A 15991-nucleotide genomic window follows, 5' to 3' on the forward strand; every position below is an offset into this window, starting at 1 on the left:
GACTTATTTCAGCTTGTAGCTGAAGGTCAACATCAGTTGATGGGCGTTGTAATTGTGGTTCAGGTCACCCAAGGTCACTAAACCTGGAATACTATCGGGAGTGACCGCAGCACTATCGGTATCAAAATAACGTTCAAACTGGTAAGCCAACTTGACAGCCATTTGCTCAGAGATCAGGTATTGCCCGTATAAACTCACGCTGTGGTTATACGAGTAATAACTGCCATAGCTGTTGATATTGGCACTGTCTGTGTTGTAACCATTCACACCGGTATTACTTGATGAGTTAGCAAATAGGTAGTCACTACCTAAAATCAATCTGCCATCCATTAGTCCTGTGTAAGTCGCACCCAAACCAAGATTAATGAATTCATCATTAACCTCTGTGTGCCAAACTGACGCTTGGTCACCGTTTTGGTCTGAATCAATCCACTGCTGACCCGCAAAGGCATATACAGATAATGGTTCGGTGATTTGTGCATGTACGTTGATGTCGTAACCGTAATCTTTAGCCTGAGTCAGGCCGATTTCAGTTGCGTCATAGTCGTCATTGGCGTAGTAAGTGCTAACATCGAAAGTTAACCACTCAAGCGGCACGTAGCTCGCTCTGGCGTTAACTTCGCTGCGCTTGCGATCGGCAAGGTTGTACTTACGCATTAACGATTCAGTTTCGTCGCTGGTTAGCTCATTAGCTTGGTAGTCACTGCCACCTCGCTCGCCATAGCTGACACCAAAATCTAGGGTTAGCTTGTCAATCGCACGGATGTTTAGCTTGCTCCAAAACTCATTGTCACGGGTTTCTTCGCGCTCACCATAACTACGTTCAACTTGCTTATAGTCGTAACCCGCTTGTAAGCGGTAACCACTGGCAATACGGTAACTTGCGTTGGTTTTAAAGGTTTGACGCTCAATATCCATTGGCACGTTTTGTTTAAACGCACCTGACATTGAATTGAACTCGTACTGAGCAAAGTCAAATACCGATGAGCGGTTATCACGCTTGCTGTAGTCATAGCTTGCGCCTAGACGTAAGCGATTGCTTACTCGCGTGCTTGCCGCTAGGTTTGAGCTTAAGGTATCAACCTGACCGTCCCAATTTTGAATTGGGTTTCCACTCATCTGGATAAGGTCTTGATCTTGGATCATACGACCGGTAACCACACGACCACTAAACACGCTAGAAGCTAAACGGTACTGACCAGATAGCGACACTTGGTGCGCTTGGTTATCAGGTGTTGCACTGTATACGTCATAGGCGTAAAGCAGACTTAAATCGCCCATGTTGTTGTCATAGCGTGAGCCGTTGTAGCTCAGCTCTGACAACCAGTTAGCGCCATCAAGCACCACACCGGCACTGAACTTATCTGTGGTTTCATCAACCGCTTCAGCAAAGTTAGTTGGGCGTGGGCTAGTGAGGCTTGCGCTGCGGTGACCGGTTTTATCTTCACGGTCGTAGCGTGCATAGCTGCTAAGGCCTAGACCTAATACTTCAGAGAAGTCATACTCAAATCCGATACCACTGCGCTGTCTTTGTAGCGCTAAATCCAATACGCGAGTCTGATCGCTTGGCGTTAGCATGCCATTGTTTTGCCAAAGATTAGTCGAGGCATTACTGCCTTGATTAGTGGTAATCGTCTGAAAATCAACATCTAGCTTATAATGACCGCTCTTACCCGCTTCCATGGTCACAAAGCCGTTATCCATACCCAACTGATGGGCTTGAACTTTCGCTTTATAGCCACTTTGCTGATAAGCAAGGTCGGCATTGACGCCTGCAATAGCACCGTCTTCGCCGGTGCCAAACTGGTTGATGGCATGATTATCATCGGCATCAATCGCGCCAACACTCACACCAACACTACCAGTGTAACCTTGAGTCTCAACACAACGCTTACATTGATAATTAGCGGTTTTACCGGCGGTAATATTGGCATTTTGCACACCAAAATCAGCCGCAAACGCGCTGGTTCCTGCACCTAGTAACGCTAAGGTGATCAGGTTTAATGAAAAAGGTTTAATTAAACGCATATTTGTCACTCCTAGACTTAACGGGCAAAGTTGCTGCCAGCAGGATGGTTAGAACCATGGATCTTGCTGTGGCAATTTAAACAACTCTTACCCGCACTGAATGCATCTAGACCTGCTTGGCTTGTCATGCGGCTTGCATGGCCATCATCTGCGTGACATTGCTGACACAACTGCGGCGTACGCGACTTAAGTAGGTTGTCGTTAACACTGCCATGGGGTGTATGACAGCTTGAGCAGTCTTCCATTACTGGCGCATGCTCCCATAGGAATGGTCCGCGCTTGTCGGCATGACACTCGGCGCAGGTCTCATTTAGGCTTGGCTTGATCAGTGCGCTTTCGGTCATAGAACCGTGTGGGTTGTGACAATCAATACAGGTCATCTGGTCCCACTTCATTGGGTGTGATGAGCGCTTATTCATGTCTGCCTTAGCGCGGGTATGACAAGAAGTACAGGTGTCGTTAACCGTTAAACGGTCAAGAGCAGGATCTTTTGCTGCATGAACATTGTGACAATCGCTACAAGCGACTTCTTCAAGATTGTGAGTACTGTTATGCCATGCCATCTGCTTAGGATCGTTATGACATCCTTGGCAAACACTGTTTTGGCTAGAAGCTGAAAGTTTGCTGTCAGGGCTAAAGCTAATCATTGGCTCTTTACCGCCACGATTATGCTTGCCTAATGGACCATGACAGGCTTCACATTGAATACCTGCCATAGGTGATTTACTGTTGCTCATGTCACCGTGAACGCCGTCAAAAATTTCCATGACTTTGGCATTTTTCTTATGACACATAAGGCAAGAATCCGCCCCTTTCGGAGAGTATTTACCTTCGCTAAACTTCTCTGTTAATTTTTGTTCGAGTTGCGTTGAGTCAAGCTTATCCCATGGGGTTGCTTGAGCAGGCACAACACTGATAAGAATCGTGAGTAAACTGCTAGCCATTAATTTGGCCATAAAATTCACTGACTTTATGGTTTTGATTGTGGACATTAACTACAGGCCGGTTATATATCGAAGTGAGTATCTTATTCCTTGCAGATATCTAAATTCAAGATTATGCATATCTGCCAACAACTTGAGGCTTGCAGCAAGTTTTCATAAAAAGCGTCTATCACCTCACAATATAAACACGCAAAACAAATGCACCTTTAATTAGAGGTAAAACCAATTAACCATTTAAATCACTAAGATACAGCTTCCATGAGAATGATTACTATCTTCACAAGTTGTTAATATGAGGCTGAAATGTAAACCAATTGATTTGGCGAGTCTGAATTATTGAAGCTAGATCACTAACTATTTCGATGCTATTCAGGCTTCACGTGCGAATACCCCATAATAAGTACCATTATCGAATAAAAATCAAACAAAGCTTGAATCATGAATAGTGAGTTCAACAAGAATTTTACCTAAAAAAAGTAATAACCAGACAAAACAGCAGACTAAACACCTGTATACATCCTGTTTTGAAATACTTTCCTCTCAATAAATTTTTACGCCAGCCTTCAGCATCATGATGATTAAAAAATCAAGGGTCGGTTTATTGATGGCCCGCATTAGCCTATTATTTTGTTAAGATTTTGAATCGACCCAGAGGATCAGCCTTGCACAAATTAGACAGAAGGTTAGAGAGCAAACTAGAAAATAAAATCCCGCCACCCATCGTCACGCTGATTTTCGCATTTTTCATGTGGGCAATTGCGTTATTAACCTCCAATGAAAAAGTTGCAACTAGCGAGCACACGCTCATAAACATTAAGTTTATTGCCATCTGCTTATTCTTAACTCTAGGTGTACTTTCCGCTATTGCTGGGGTAATCAGTTTTAATCGAGCGAAAACTACGGTCAACCCACTAAAGCCTGAAACAGCTTCAGCATTAGTGACCTCTGGTATGTTCAGACTAAGCCGTAACCCTATGTACTTAGGTATGGCGTTGGCTCTGTGCGCTTGGGCTTGCTACTTAGAATCTATTTGGAGTCTGCTGGGCATTATTGGCTATATGCTTTATATGCAACGCTTTCAAATCCGCCCTGAAGAGAAGGCACTTGAAGCGTTATTTGGGAAGGTATTTTTTGATTATAAAAGTAGAGTCAGGCCCTGGCTATAACCTGAGTAAACTCCGATAGCAGCGCGACTTACATTCAACTCATCGACTCAAAAACTATTACAGAGGGGCAGCAGCAAATCCCCCCCTCTGAAAACACAAGCATGATATAAAGCAAAATGATTTAGATTATGTTGCTGGTCTAAACTAATGCTCAATAATCACGGAAACTAAGCGACTCTTTCGTTAACTGAAGCTCCTTTAGACGCTTTTCCGTCAAATCAAGCTTGCAGCCTATCAAGACTGGGATCGCCATCGAACCTTGTTCATATGTCAGCATCTCAGCCCTACATGCATCATTACGATAGCTTAACCAAGAGGATTGCGCCTGACCATAAGCGGTGCTTAACTCGCTATTATTTGCCACGTGCTCAAGGGCACTAATAGATTTAATAACCTCGGTGAGTTTCCATTCGACATTCGCTAACTCTAGCTGACCACACTTAGTCATCCCCTCAGTGTTGTATGCTTGCTCAGATTGGCAATCGATTCCGGCTGCGGGATCATCACCTAAAATCACAGTACTGACTTGAGTCGGCAGATACCACGCGCCCCCCATGGCTATCTCACGACAATCCCCTGTTGAATAATCGTCTGCTAAAATAAAATCACTACCGTTCCAAATTAACCGCTTTGCCGAAACACAATCGGCGATACCGCGTCCTTTCATAAACTCATCAATAATACCGTTAGCGTAATTTGTCGAACTATCGGTAATGAACTTAGGCTCTATTGCTGGGTTATCATCGACAAGCCACACACCGTCACCATAGTTATAGGCTGCAGACCAGCAAGGTGCAGTAACCACAAGTTGAGTTTTTGTCAGCCTAGATACCTCAAGTTTCAAGTCATCACTATCTGAGGGGACAAAATCACATTGATTGATTGCATTTTTCATCCTCAGTTTAAACTCTGGATCGGTTGCCAATCGCCTGTCTTTATCTGTTGTCAGTGACCCTTGCTGCACTGATGCTGAAGTCAGAGGAATTGAAATCACAGGCGCTTGTTTAGGCTGCACGATATTGCCGATGCTCTGGCCTTTTTTTACAATGCCGAAAGGTGTATCCACCAAGCCTTGAAAATCGTCCATTTTGAGCAACACAGCTGTAGAGCCGCTGGTCGATAAATGCCACTCATTACCCGTACTATTGGTAAATTTTATCGAAACACGGCCTTTCATGGTAAGTGCATTGAGCAACTGACTAATTTGATCTTGGCTAAGTTCACGCTCACCACTAAACCGCATACCTTGCTCTTCATAAGCCGGCATTTCAGGCCCTAAATGGCTCATGTATGAGTCATTGATAACCAGTTTGAAAATTTCATTGCCGCCTTCACGGCCATCAATATCATATGAGCCTTCAGCAAATTTTACTTTGCCTTGGATCTGAGCATTAGCGCCTGCTTGTCTTTGCAATATGACTGAAACCGGAGCACTGTTATTGTCTTGCGGTTCTTGGATATAAGAGTGATAGCCTACTGCGCGACAGGTATTAGTATTGTCACAGACCACTTGCCAATCACCATGTGAGAAGCTCAGCCCTTCAAGCGCGAAGCCAGATGTTGAAATAAAAAATGAAAGCAGCCCCGCAATTCGAACATAACTCTGCATTATTAAAATGCTCCCAAAGTAACGACTTAATAAAATGGTCTACAACGAAAAATGATGACAACGCCAGATAGTGTCATTACTTACTGCAATTAAGTAGCAGTGTGATTCTATTTCATTGCTACTTTGTGCAATACATCCCAAAACGGTTCACAACCACACTAGGCGTTTTTAAGCAACATCGTTATAGTTACAAACCAAACTCAGGTAACCCAGTGTATTTATTATTAAAAGCATAAAAAACAACCTCTAACTCATCAATAACGTCTATTGATACTCCTACTATTAGCTCACGCAACTAACGCTCAAATAACAAAGGTCAAATAACAGCATGTCTAACGCAGTCTCATCATTAATGCAAACTCAGCTCGGCAAATATCTGTTTGTTTTAGCAATCCCATTACTGCAATTTATCGGTCCCAACTTTCTGATTGGCGTTGTACGTGTCGACCATGAAGGCGTAGGTACAGGTCTACTGTTTATCTTTAAATGCTTAATTTGGGTAGGCGGACTGGTGATTGGCAGCTTAGTGTTTTCCAAGCTTTATTATAAAAGCATCCGTTACGGTTTATGGGCAAACGCTCCGCTAGCTATTTGGATCCTTTACCTGTTATCACAAAACCTACCCTACATATTATCTTAAATCATAAAGTTAACGTTTATCGTCACCGAAAACGCTAAGGAACGGCATGACTAATATCTTCGCGCCAAAAACCACCAGAACGCAAAAAGTGCTGGGGTATTTTTTTATGTTGCTACTGGCGCTCATGATGATTGCCGTATTTAGCAACACTTTGGTTAACGACGAGATTTATGAACCACTCAGTCTATTTGCCGCAGTGCTGTCTGTAGTTTTGCTTGTTGCTATGTTTTGGGGGTTAAAGCAGAAGAATTCATGGCTGAGAGTCAATCTTGATAATCAGCCTCGTAGCCCTGTAAAGGTGATCTTATCTGTCACTATCGGCATTCCCATTCTATTGCACTTTTCATTAGCTAAAGGGTTACCTGTACTACTGCATATCCTGCTCGCCGATAAAGCCATCATGATTGCCACCATAGACGATAAACGCTTTGGCTATTACAGCCGCACCTGCGATGGTGGTCTATACCTTGGAGGTTATAGTTTCTGGGGCAACGACTACATCTGCGGCATTAAAAAAGAGGATTGGGATAGTTATCAATCGGGAGACAAACTCGCGCTATATGGTGATAAATCAATACTGGGGTTCACCTACCAAAAATACACCCTGCTCACCGATGAATTATTGCAACAGATGATTGCACAATCAGCCGCCTTAAAAGCAGAAGCTATCACAGGCAAAAAACCTATGAGCCTTGAACAGGCACGAAAATTTATTTCTCAAGGTCAATAAAAACAATCAACCCAACATGAGTGGTTGGGCTGACTCTAAACACACTTAGAAGCAGCCTTAAAGCTCCTTTTATAAAGTCTAATAGCTCTTAAGATATAATTTCATTTGCGATTGTTTATCTATCGGTTACTAAGAAACAGTTGCGCCAATTCCGGATCGGCCAATACCGCTTTAAGTGCGGAGTTATCCCCTCTCATCAAGTCTTGCATCATCCCAAGGCGCAGATCATTGGGCAGCAAGGGCATTTTTAAAAATGCTTGAATATTAACTAGCTGCTTCTTATTAGGTTTAAGCTTATTCACTTTAAGATAATGATATAAGCGTGTACACAGGGTCGCCAATATATCGATCCTGGGTATTGCTCCACCAGCGGTCTTCTCAATCTTAGGCGCGATAGTCTTAGCAAAATCATCGGCGTTCACTATGGCTTCTGGCGACACTAGCTTACTGAGGTTCTGCTCCACAAAGGCAATAAAGGCATTACAGGTAGTATCATCGAGGCAAGAGTGAGCCAAAATGTTTACTAGGGGCAACTCAGCCTTAAGATCGTTAATGTTAGCGATACTATTGAAAAACTGCACTAAAGAGCGCGGCGTGGTGCGCTCGCCATCGACTAACTCAGGGTAAGTCAGCACAAAATCGATGCCACGAGGGTCAATTCCCGCCCCTTCGGCCCACAAGGCCCAGACCTTTGCATCAAATTCCATGGTGATATGCATCATACGAGTCAGCATGGCATCATCCATCGGCGTCACCGAATAGTCGCCGCCATCAGGGTTTGCCGTCAGTACGATATGCCAATCAAGCGGTAGCTTCCAGCTCACAAGCTCATGGTTTTGTAGTAGCTGCATGATGCCGCATAAAATTCGCTCATCGGCGCGGTTAACATCATCGATAAGCAAGATCCCGGGGCCGGGCTCAGTCGGTACCCAGTGGGGCGGCGCAAAACGAGTGACATAATACCCCTCTTCATCTTGCGTAATCTTTGGCATCCCCAGCAGATCGCCCATCTCTTCAAACTGCGCCGGTGCAATGGCTCGCCACTGCATGCCTCGATCTTTGGCTATCTGCTCTACAAGCTGGGTTTTGCCAATGCCATGACGGCCCCAGATGCAAACAGGGGTAATATGCTGGGTATCATTGCTTAGTAGGTGTTCGATAAAGGGGCGCACTTCTTGTGCTTGGCAGCTTAGGCCGTAGTACTGATATTGAGCTGTATTCATAAGTTAACCTAATGCTTGCTTACCTTAGATGTAGATATGGACATGGGAATGACACGGCCAGATTGTTTTAGATGTTCAAAGGCCTGTTTGTCGCGATCACCTAAAAATGACTCACTGTGAATAAGCCAAAGTAACGGCTTACGGGGTAAGGTTGTCGGGGCTAGAGCCTCGCCATCGGTAAAATAAATGGTGCCATCAAATCTTTGCTGATTTGCCAATAAAATAGGCTCATCGAAACTGGTACCGCCACGGCCAGTTATCTTATCAGGCGCTATCCCGCGGTACTGATATTGGCGTTTTAACTCGGTATCACACTCAGCAATGGTGATCTCGCAGCCTGCGCGCCAGATATGGTGCACCTCTTCAAAAAATAGCTGCAACTGCTCATCATCGACGCTTGCTGATGTATCGATGGCTATCAACAGCCTTTGGTGTTGCTGGATTTTAATCCCAGGCGTAGTGCCATAACGTTTAGAGGGGCGTCTTAGGGTGTTTTTTACTGACGTGCGGCGGCTCGATGATGCGAACAATCTCAGTGCCCGCCGCCAATTAAGCACAGGGTTGCGAGCCTGGCGAACTTGCTCCAACATCGCCACTATCGCAGCCGGTAGATTACCGATGCCATTGCTCATCTCAGTGCGTTGGGCGGCAGTGTCTAACTTGCCTGCCAATTGTTGCTCAATCAATCCGTTCTGCGCCTGTGTTTGCTTGCCAAAATACCCCCACGATTGATGCCGACTCAGCTCTAGTTGATTCGATGACCCCCCTGAGTTATCCAATGGCAGAGCTGCTAAACTCTGATCCACTAAGCCTTGAGCCGCTAATCCTTGAGCCGCTATACCTTGTACCATTAGCGCCTGATAGTAATAATTCAGTTCACGCAGAGGCTCGAGCCTTGGCAGATTGTGCGCCTGACGATATTGATTGACGCCATCGAGGGTGATTGCGTTCGGTAACAGCTGCTGCGGAGACAGATATTGATTCACTACCAAGTCGGCCGCCAGATCAAATCTGCGTTTATCTACATAGCAATTACGCTGAAAAATATGCCCTAGCACTAAGTGAAGCGCCTCATGTTTAAGCGCCCCCACCTGCTGCTGTAGGCTTAAGGCCTGCCAACGTTGTGAATGGCAAACTAAAGCGACATCACTGGCGCCATGCAAGACGATTTCTAAGACTGGCTCAAGAACTGACGCATTTGTGTCGCCTTTACTCATCAACTGCTTTTGCAAACTGGCAAGATAGTGGCCGTAAAAAGGTTCGCTAAGCATCAGGGTAACGCCTGCTTTAGACAGTGACGACTTCAAAGTTTTGCCTTATAACCATATTATTTTCAAGGGATTATCCATATAATTTCCCGCCCGTCAATTGGCGAGAGTCAGCATTAACTTTGTATTAGCACTTGTATTAGAACTTGTATTAGCACTTGTATTAGTTCTTGTACTGGCACCTGTATTAGTTCTTGTACTGGCACTTGTATTAGTTCTTGTATTCGTTGTCGCAATAAGGAGCATCCATGGGCAGATCCCATCGCTTTCATTTTGTCACTGTAAACTCAGCAAAACTTATCCTAATACCGACGACTTCGAAATTGATCCCGATGAAGATTTTCAACCCCGAGCTAAATATAAGAGTAATAAATATAAGAGTAATAAGATGAGTTTCAACAGCACCCTGTACCTTAAAGATAACGACCTGCCGCTGGACAGCGTTATTAAGCCAAAGGTAACCAAGCTCCACTATCAACTGACTCGTAACCATCCCGAGTGGTCTGAATTGGCACGGGCGTTTCCTAATCTAATTGACTTAGAGATTTCTCATTCAGGCAATGTTCCCAGCCGAGTACCAGATGCTGCGTTATTTAGCAGCTTTGATAAACTGGAGTGCCTGCGTGGTTTGGGTCTGCAGCTGTTTCCTAAGAGCAGACACTCGGAACAAGCTGCAACATTAAGCCACTTAATCTTAATCAACTCAGACGGTGAAACGCTGCCACCTTGGTTAAAATCGATAAAAAACATCAGTGGATTAACCCTCGTTAGGCCCAGCATGGCGTCCCTTGACGAGCTTAGTGAATTGCCTTTTCTGTCTAACATAAAGCTCGAGCTGCATCATTACGACCATCCCAATGACTTGCCTATTCCAAGCTTCGCGTGTTTGCTTAAGGCCCCAGCCCTACGCCAACTTGAGATAGAACTTAGCCCACAAGCTCAAGATACGGCCTATCTGGCCCCTCTAGCCTGCTTAGTCGATTTACCTCAGCACATAGAGCTAAAACTTAATGTTTATAGTCGTGTCGCTCGCAGTGATGAACTGAACAAGCTACTGGGAATTTTGCAAAATGCAGAACTGACTGGCGAACAACGACGTCACTACTGGCTGCTATTGTTGGCAACGCCTAAACCCAAAAACTTACAATCTGAAAAACTGGATGCGCGCTTTCACCTGACCTTTATGGAAGCCAAGTTCAATCCAGTAAAAGTATTAGCACAAGCTTGGCTGCGCAGCCGTGCTCAAGTGGATGCCCAGCGCAGCCCATTGGGTCCTGATTGTGTGTTGTTCATCTGCGGAAAAAGCGGTTTTAAGGCGACAGAACTCAAAGAAAAAGCGGCCGAGCTTGGATTTAGCCTCAGTAAGACGCTCGATAGCAAGGTGACCCATATTGTTTTAGGCAGTAATCCAAAGCTGACCGCCGCCATCGATGTTGACCAGCACTTGATTATTGACGATACGGTGCTCAGCCAATGGTTCAGCGCCGATGCTCCTAAGTTTTTGCAACAGACAAGCGCCGCGCCGATGCTGGACAATGTGCTGGATATGCTGCGCTCACCGGATGAAACCAGTCACCTAGTCGCGATCACTATGCTTGAGCAAGGCGGCATTACATCTGAGATGCAGTTGCCGCTATTTTTAATTCTTAAAACCACCGATAACAAGGCTCTGCGTAAGCAAATTCAGACGTTACTTGCGGGTCTCGGCGACAATCTGTTCCAACTGGCGGTGCAAGATAGGGTGACATTTGATGGCAAGATGCGCGGATTGAATAAGCATGGTGACCCAATCGGTGAAGGCGCTGTCTACAAAAAACTCAAAGGCCTGAACAAGCGCTGGGGCAAAGCCCTATGTGACGAATTTTCATTGCTGTATTTCAACCGCTTCGGCGAAGGATTATTGTGGCTTTTAAACCAAAAAGAAGAGCTAGCCCTCCGTCAACAAGCAATTCAAGCTCTGGTTGAGGGAGAGCGCCTTAACTGGCACAAAGGCTGCGGCTTTGAACGTATGTTGACACTGGGCGATGACGATCGTCGAGTTAACTGTCATCTATATCCAGACATCTATCTACGTAGTGATGAGCTGCACAATATCAAAGCCCCATTGCCTGTTGAACTACCCAGTAAAACGCGCATTACAGAGCTGGATTTGCATAACTGCTTACTCGGTGAGTTACCTGCCAATATCATGCACTATGTAGACGTCACTGTGCTCAATTTGCACTTCAACCATCTAAGTTCGCTGCCAGCAACATTAGCCACTCTGAGTAACATTGAAGACTTGGATCTCTCCTATAACCATTTCGATGAGTTTCCGGCCGTGCTGTTTAAGCTAACGAATCTGAAACGGCTCGATCTGCGCCGCGCTCGCCAACCCACTGGGCGTATATTTAACCACCACTATGACACAAGCCAAGGTTATCAGCCCATTAGTGCACCAAAAGCTTTTCGCGATGCCTTGCCTGACTGTGAAATCCTTGAAGACCTTTAATAGCGATAGCGCAGCAATAGAATTTGAATATAAGAGCAATAACATGAACAAGCAAAAAACGTTTCGCTTAGAAGATAAACACCTGCCACTGGATAATAGCGTTCATGCTGAAGTGACCGATCTTTTTTATGATTTAAATTACAGCCATCCGGATTGGGCGGAATTAGCGCACAAATTCCCGAATTTAACGAGGCTCGACCTCAATTATTATGGCCGTAAAGAACCCAATCGTATTCCTGATGCGCAGCTATTTATCAACTTCCCAAAATTAAAATGCTTAGACGCTGTAGCGCAGCCGCTGGTGTTAACGCCAGAGCAAGCGCCTTTTCTGCAACATTTAGAAGAGGTGAATAATGTATTGATCACCGATGCCATCAGCTTTGCAGTGTTAACTGGTTTGCCTGCCATCAAATCTTTAGACGTGCGCTTGGGTGGCAGCGCCGTAGATCTGACAGCTGCGGGAAAGTCCTTACAAAAAATAAGAATGGTTCTGATGGTGGCTGACTGTGTACAGCTGGATATGAGCCAAAGCGATAAGCTAACGCACTTTAGCCTTATAATGTCTGACTGCTGCGCTGCTACCCGATTATCACTACCTGCTTCCGTCATTGTGTTGGATATAGTAGAAACCGCTGAGCTAAGCCTAGCGTCTGAGCTGCCAAATCTCGTCCATGCCAAGTTGAGCCCTTGCCTGCCTGAAGTGCTAAAGCATAGTAAGCAGCTTGAGTACCTTGAAGTGTGCCACTTTAGCGCAAGCTCACTACCTCAGTGGCTACAAGAGCTGCCCAAGCTGAGTCATCTGTCGCTGTTAAATCCAGAACTCACTGAACTGGGTGATATGGGCGGACTGAGCGCGTTAACAGAACTCAGTTTAAAACTACATCACTACTACTTCGATCAAGCGTACACATTTAACGCGCCTAAGCTAACCGGACTGCTAAACGCACCAGCGCTAAATAAATTAAATGTGACCCTAAGTAAGCAAACGAAAGAGATCAGTAGCCTAAAAGCGCTTATTAGCTTACCTAAACGTATCGAGCTAAAACTTGATGTTTATAATCATATCGCTCGCAGTGATGAACTGAACAAGCTACAGGGAATTTTGCAAAATGCAGAGCTGACTGCTGAGCAAAGAGGGCACTACTGGCTCCTGCTGCTTGGCATAGATAAACCTAAAAAACTCCCAGCTGAAAAACTTGATGCCCGCTTCCATCTGACCTTTATGGAGGCTAAATACAGTCCGCTAAAATCCTTGGCGCAAGCTTGGCTGCGCAGCCGTGCTCAAGTGGATGCCGAGCGCAGCCCATTGGGTACTGATAGTGTGTTGTTCATCTGCGGAAAAAGCGGTTTTAAGGCGGCAGAACTCAAAGAAAAAGCGGCCGAGCTTGGCTTTAGCCTCAGTAAGAAGCTCGATAGCAAGGTGACCCATATTCTACTAGGCAGTAATCCAAAGCAGACCGCCGCCATCGATGTTGACCAGCACTTGATTATTGACGATACGGTGCTCAGCCAATGGTTCAGCGCCGATGCTCCTAAGTTTTTGCAACAGACAAGCGCCGTGCCGATGCTGGACAATGTGCTGGATATGCTGCGCTCACCGGATGAAACTAGTCATCTAGTCGCGGTCACTATGCTTGAGCAAGGCGGCATTACATCCGAGATGCAGTTGCCGCTATTTTTAATTCTTAAAACCACCGATAACAAGGCACTGCGTAAGCAAATTCAGACGTTACTTGCAGGTCTCGGCGACAATCTGTTCCAACTGGCGGTGCAAGATAGGGTGACATTTGATGGCAAGATGCGCGGATTGAATAAGCATGGTGACCCAATCGGTGAAGGCGCTGTCTACAAAAAACTCAAAGGCCTGAACAAGCGCTGGGGCAAAGCCCTATGTGACGAATTTTCATTACTGTATTTCAACCACTTCGGCGAGGGTTTATTGTGGCTGTTGAGTCAAAAAGAAGAGCTAGCTCTCCGACAACAAGCCATTGGTGCGCTAGTTGAAGGCGAACGCCTTAACTGGCACAAAGGCTGCGGCTTTGAGCGCATGTTGACACTAGGCGATGATGATCGTCGAGTTAAATGTCATCTATATCCAAACATCTATCTACGTAGTGATGTGCTGCACAATATCAAAGCGCCATTGCCAATAAAACTACCCAGTAAAACACGCATTACAGAGCTGGATTTGCATAACTGCTTACTCGGTGAGTTACCCACGAGTTTTGTGCATTATGTCGATGTCACTAAGCTCAACTTACACTTCAATCATTTAAGTTCGCTGCCAGCAACATTAGCCACTCTGAGTAAAATAGAAGACTTAGATCTCTCCTATAACCATTTCGATGAATTTCCGGCCGTGCTGTTCAAGCTAACGAATCTGAAACGGCTCGATCTGCGCCGCGCTCGCCAACCCGCTAGAGGTGTATTTAACTGCCACTATGATGAAAACGAAGATTACCTGCCCATTCGCGCACCACAAGCATTTCGCGATGCCTTTCCAGAGTGCGAGATTTTAGAAGATGAATAAACGCAACGAATAGCAACTTAGGTTACAACAATAAACCGATATGGTGGTTCTTCAATGAGATCACCATACTGGAATTTTTTAATTCAAGAATAATGAAGATATTTTGTGGTTATTGTATGAAAATAATGTTTGTAACTTTATTGGCGATATTTATCAGCGGTTGCTCTACGGTTGTTTCTAAAATTCCATCTAATAGCGCCATGGGTATTCCATACTCCGGCACTAAATATGCGTTGGTTAATACGTTCAATTGTAATTTACTTGTTTTAAAAGAGTCTCCACCATTACTCATACTTTCAATCCCTCTGTCTGTGGTAGACCTAGGCTGCTCAATGGTGGCCGATACGGTATTATTACCGATAGATTTATTACCTCTTGATAGTAATGAAAATCATAAACAAAAAAATAGTGTGTGTACCTTTCATCTTGATTGGCGTTAACGACCGTTAACCATAATAACCAAGCCTAACTAATAAGAATAAATCATGATTACAAAAAGACTCACGACAACCCCGTTCCGATCGATAACATTAACTATTGCTGCGGGTGTACTGTCTGGTTGTAGCCTGTTACCAAGCAGCATTGAAAGACAAACTGAAATAGAAATCCTGATGCTCGACTTAGGCAGTTGTCAATTCGATAACAATGAGCGCAAAACTATGTATCAAGCTGCTAGTGCAGGTAATCGAATCCCCTTCCCTTTGCTGATTTGTGAAGGGCAACGTAGTGAGTCTTTTAATCAGCGCTGGTTGCAAAGCCGCCGCAGCGTTGATTACAACATTTTGGGTAGCTATTTTGAGGATGCAGGCTCTGGCGCCGCGCTAATCGAGATCAGCATGCCGGACTGGGGAGCAGCATGCACCGACTTAGGCTATGACGATACAACCTGTGATCACTTGGTTTACGGCATTAACGCGCCACACATAGAAAAAGTGTCGGATGCTCAAGTACAGAGCTTGCTGGATAAGCAAGACACACTGGCATTAGTCACCAACATCCCAATTATCAAAGACACGATATTAATGCCGCTCAAACACAATGCCACTGGCCAGTTAATCGCAAACTGGATTGAAGATAGTGGTGCATCAAGAGCCAATAAAGCGCTAGCGGATAAGCTTGGCGAAGCGGTTAATAATAACGGTAAGCCATTACCGGTCAGCAGTTATAACCTGCAATATGATCTGTTAGAGCAAGAGGATCTACCCGCTCAGTATCAAGGCGTGTTCTATTATGCCACACCGCAGTATATCGATTATAGCGGCAGGCCTTCGGCCGAATACTCAATCCCGCTTCGTAATGGCGTACAAGTTCGCGGCTATAAAACCGCTGTTTATCGCGCCCTCCCTAACTAATTAATTAATT

11 protein-coding genes and 1 pseudogene are annotated in these 15991 nt (G+C 45.0%); 7 read left to right on the forward strand and 5 right to left on the reverse strand.

Annotated features, from left to right (window positions below):
• Positions 1–3: 3 nt before the first annotated feature.
• Positions 4–2028, reverse strand: coding sequence for an MtrB/PioB family decaheme-associated outer membrane protein (locus SPEA_RS14910; protein ID WP_012156044.1), 2025 nt, complete (start codon positions 2026–2028; stop codon positions 4–6).
• A 17-nt stretch (positions 2029–2045) separates the two neighbouring features.
• Complete coding sequence (locus SPEA_RS14915) at positions 2046–2984, reverse strand: DmsE family decaheme c-type cytochrome (RefSeq protein ID WP_012156045.1); 939 nt, start codon at positions 2982–2984, stop codon at positions 2046–2048.
• 620 nt (positions 2985–3604) lie between these two features.
• Between SPEA_RS14915 and SPEA_RS14920 the strand changes: the two are divergent.
• A pseudogene (locus SPEA_RS14920) lies at positions 3605–4138 on the forward strand (methyltransferase family protein); the annotation flags it as partial.
• 151 nt (positions 4139–4289) lie between these two features.
• On the opposite strand, the gene SPEA_RS14925 reads toward SPEA_RS14920, so the two are convergent.
• Positions 4290–5747 carry a DUF1176 domain-containing protein gene (locus SPEA_RS14925; protein ID WP_012156047.1) on the reverse strand — a complete coding sequence of 486 codons (1458 nt, stop codon included), beginning with the start codon at positions 5745–5747 and terminating at the stop codon, positions 4290–4292.
• Between the two features lie 328 nt (positions 5748–6075).
• On the opposite strand from SPEA_RS14925, the gene SPEA_RS14930 reads away from it, so the two are divergent.
• Together SPEA_RS14930 and SPEA_RS14935 are read left to right on the forward strand one after the other, a co-directional pair.
• The gene (locus SPEA_RS14930) at positions 6076–6387 is read left to right on the forward strand and encodes a hypothetical protein (protein WP_150102237.1); all 312 of its coding nucleotides are present in this window, start codon (positions 6076–6078) and stop codon (positions 6385–6387) included.
• Between the two features lie 46 nt (positions 6388–6433).
• Positions 6434–7117 (forward strand): hypothetical protein, encoded by a 684-nt coding sequence (locus tag SPEA_RS14935; RefSeq protein WP_012156049.1) that lies wholly within the window; start codon positions 6434–6436, stop codon positions 7115–7117.
• A gap of 119 nt (positions 7118–7236) precedes the next feature.
• Here SPEA_RS14935 and SPEA_RS14940 read toward each other — a convergent pair whose 3' ends face one another.
• Positions 7237–8340 (reverse strand): AAA family ATPase, encoded by a 1104-nt coding sequence (locus tag SPEA_RS14940; protein ID WP_012156050.1) that lies wholly within the window; start codon positions 8338–8340, stop codon positions 7237–7239.
• An 8-nt stretch (positions 8341–8348) separates the two neighbouring features.
• The gene (locus SPEA_RS14945; RefSeq protein ID WP_223296512.1) at positions 8349–9647 is read right to left on the reverse strand and encodes a vWA domain-containing protein; all 1299 of its coding nucleotides are present in this window, start codon (positions 9645–9647) and stop codon (positions 8349–8351) included.
• 349 nt (positions 9648–9996) lie between these two features.
• Here SPEA_RS14945 and SPEA_RS14950 point away from each other — a divergent pair, with 349 nt between their 5' ends.
• From SPEA_RS14950 to SPEA_RS14965, 4 genes are all read left to right on the forward strand, one after another.
• The gene (locus tag SPEA_RS14950) at positions 9997–12099 is read left to right on the forward strand and encodes a BRCT domain-containing protein (RefSeq protein WP_150102238.1); all 2103 of its coding nucleotides are present in this window, start codon (positions 9997–9999) and stop codon (positions 12097–12099) included.
• Between the two features lie 43 nt (positions 12100–12142).
• The gene (locus tag SPEA_RS14955) at positions 12143–14629 is read left to right on the forward strand and encodes a BRCT domain-containing protein (RefSeq protein WP_041411012.1); all 2487 of its coding nucleotides are present in this window, start codon (positions 12143–12145) and stop codon (positions 14627–14629) included.
• Positions 14630–14745: 116 nt separating this feature from the next.
• The gene (locus SPEA_RS22815) at positions 14746–15069 is read left to right on the forward strand and encodes a YceK/YidQ family lipoprotein (RefSeq protein ID WP_190272073.1); all 324 of its coding nucleotides are present in this window, start codon (positions 14746–14748) and stop codon (positions 15067–15069) included.
• 45 nt (positions 15070–15114) lie between these two features.
• Positions 15115–15981, forward strand: a complete 867-nt coding sequence (locus tag SPEA_RS14965) for a hypothetical protein (RefSeq protein ID WP_012156055.1) — start codon at positions 15115–15117, stop codon at positions 15979–15981.
• Positions 15982–15991 lie beyond the last annotated feature (10 nt).

It is taken from the genome of Shewanella pealeana ATCC 700345 (assembly GCF_000018285.1).
GTDB classification, from domain to species: Bacteria; Pseudomonadota; Gammaproteobacteria; order Enterobacterales; family Shewanellaceae; genus Shewanella; species Shewanella pealeana.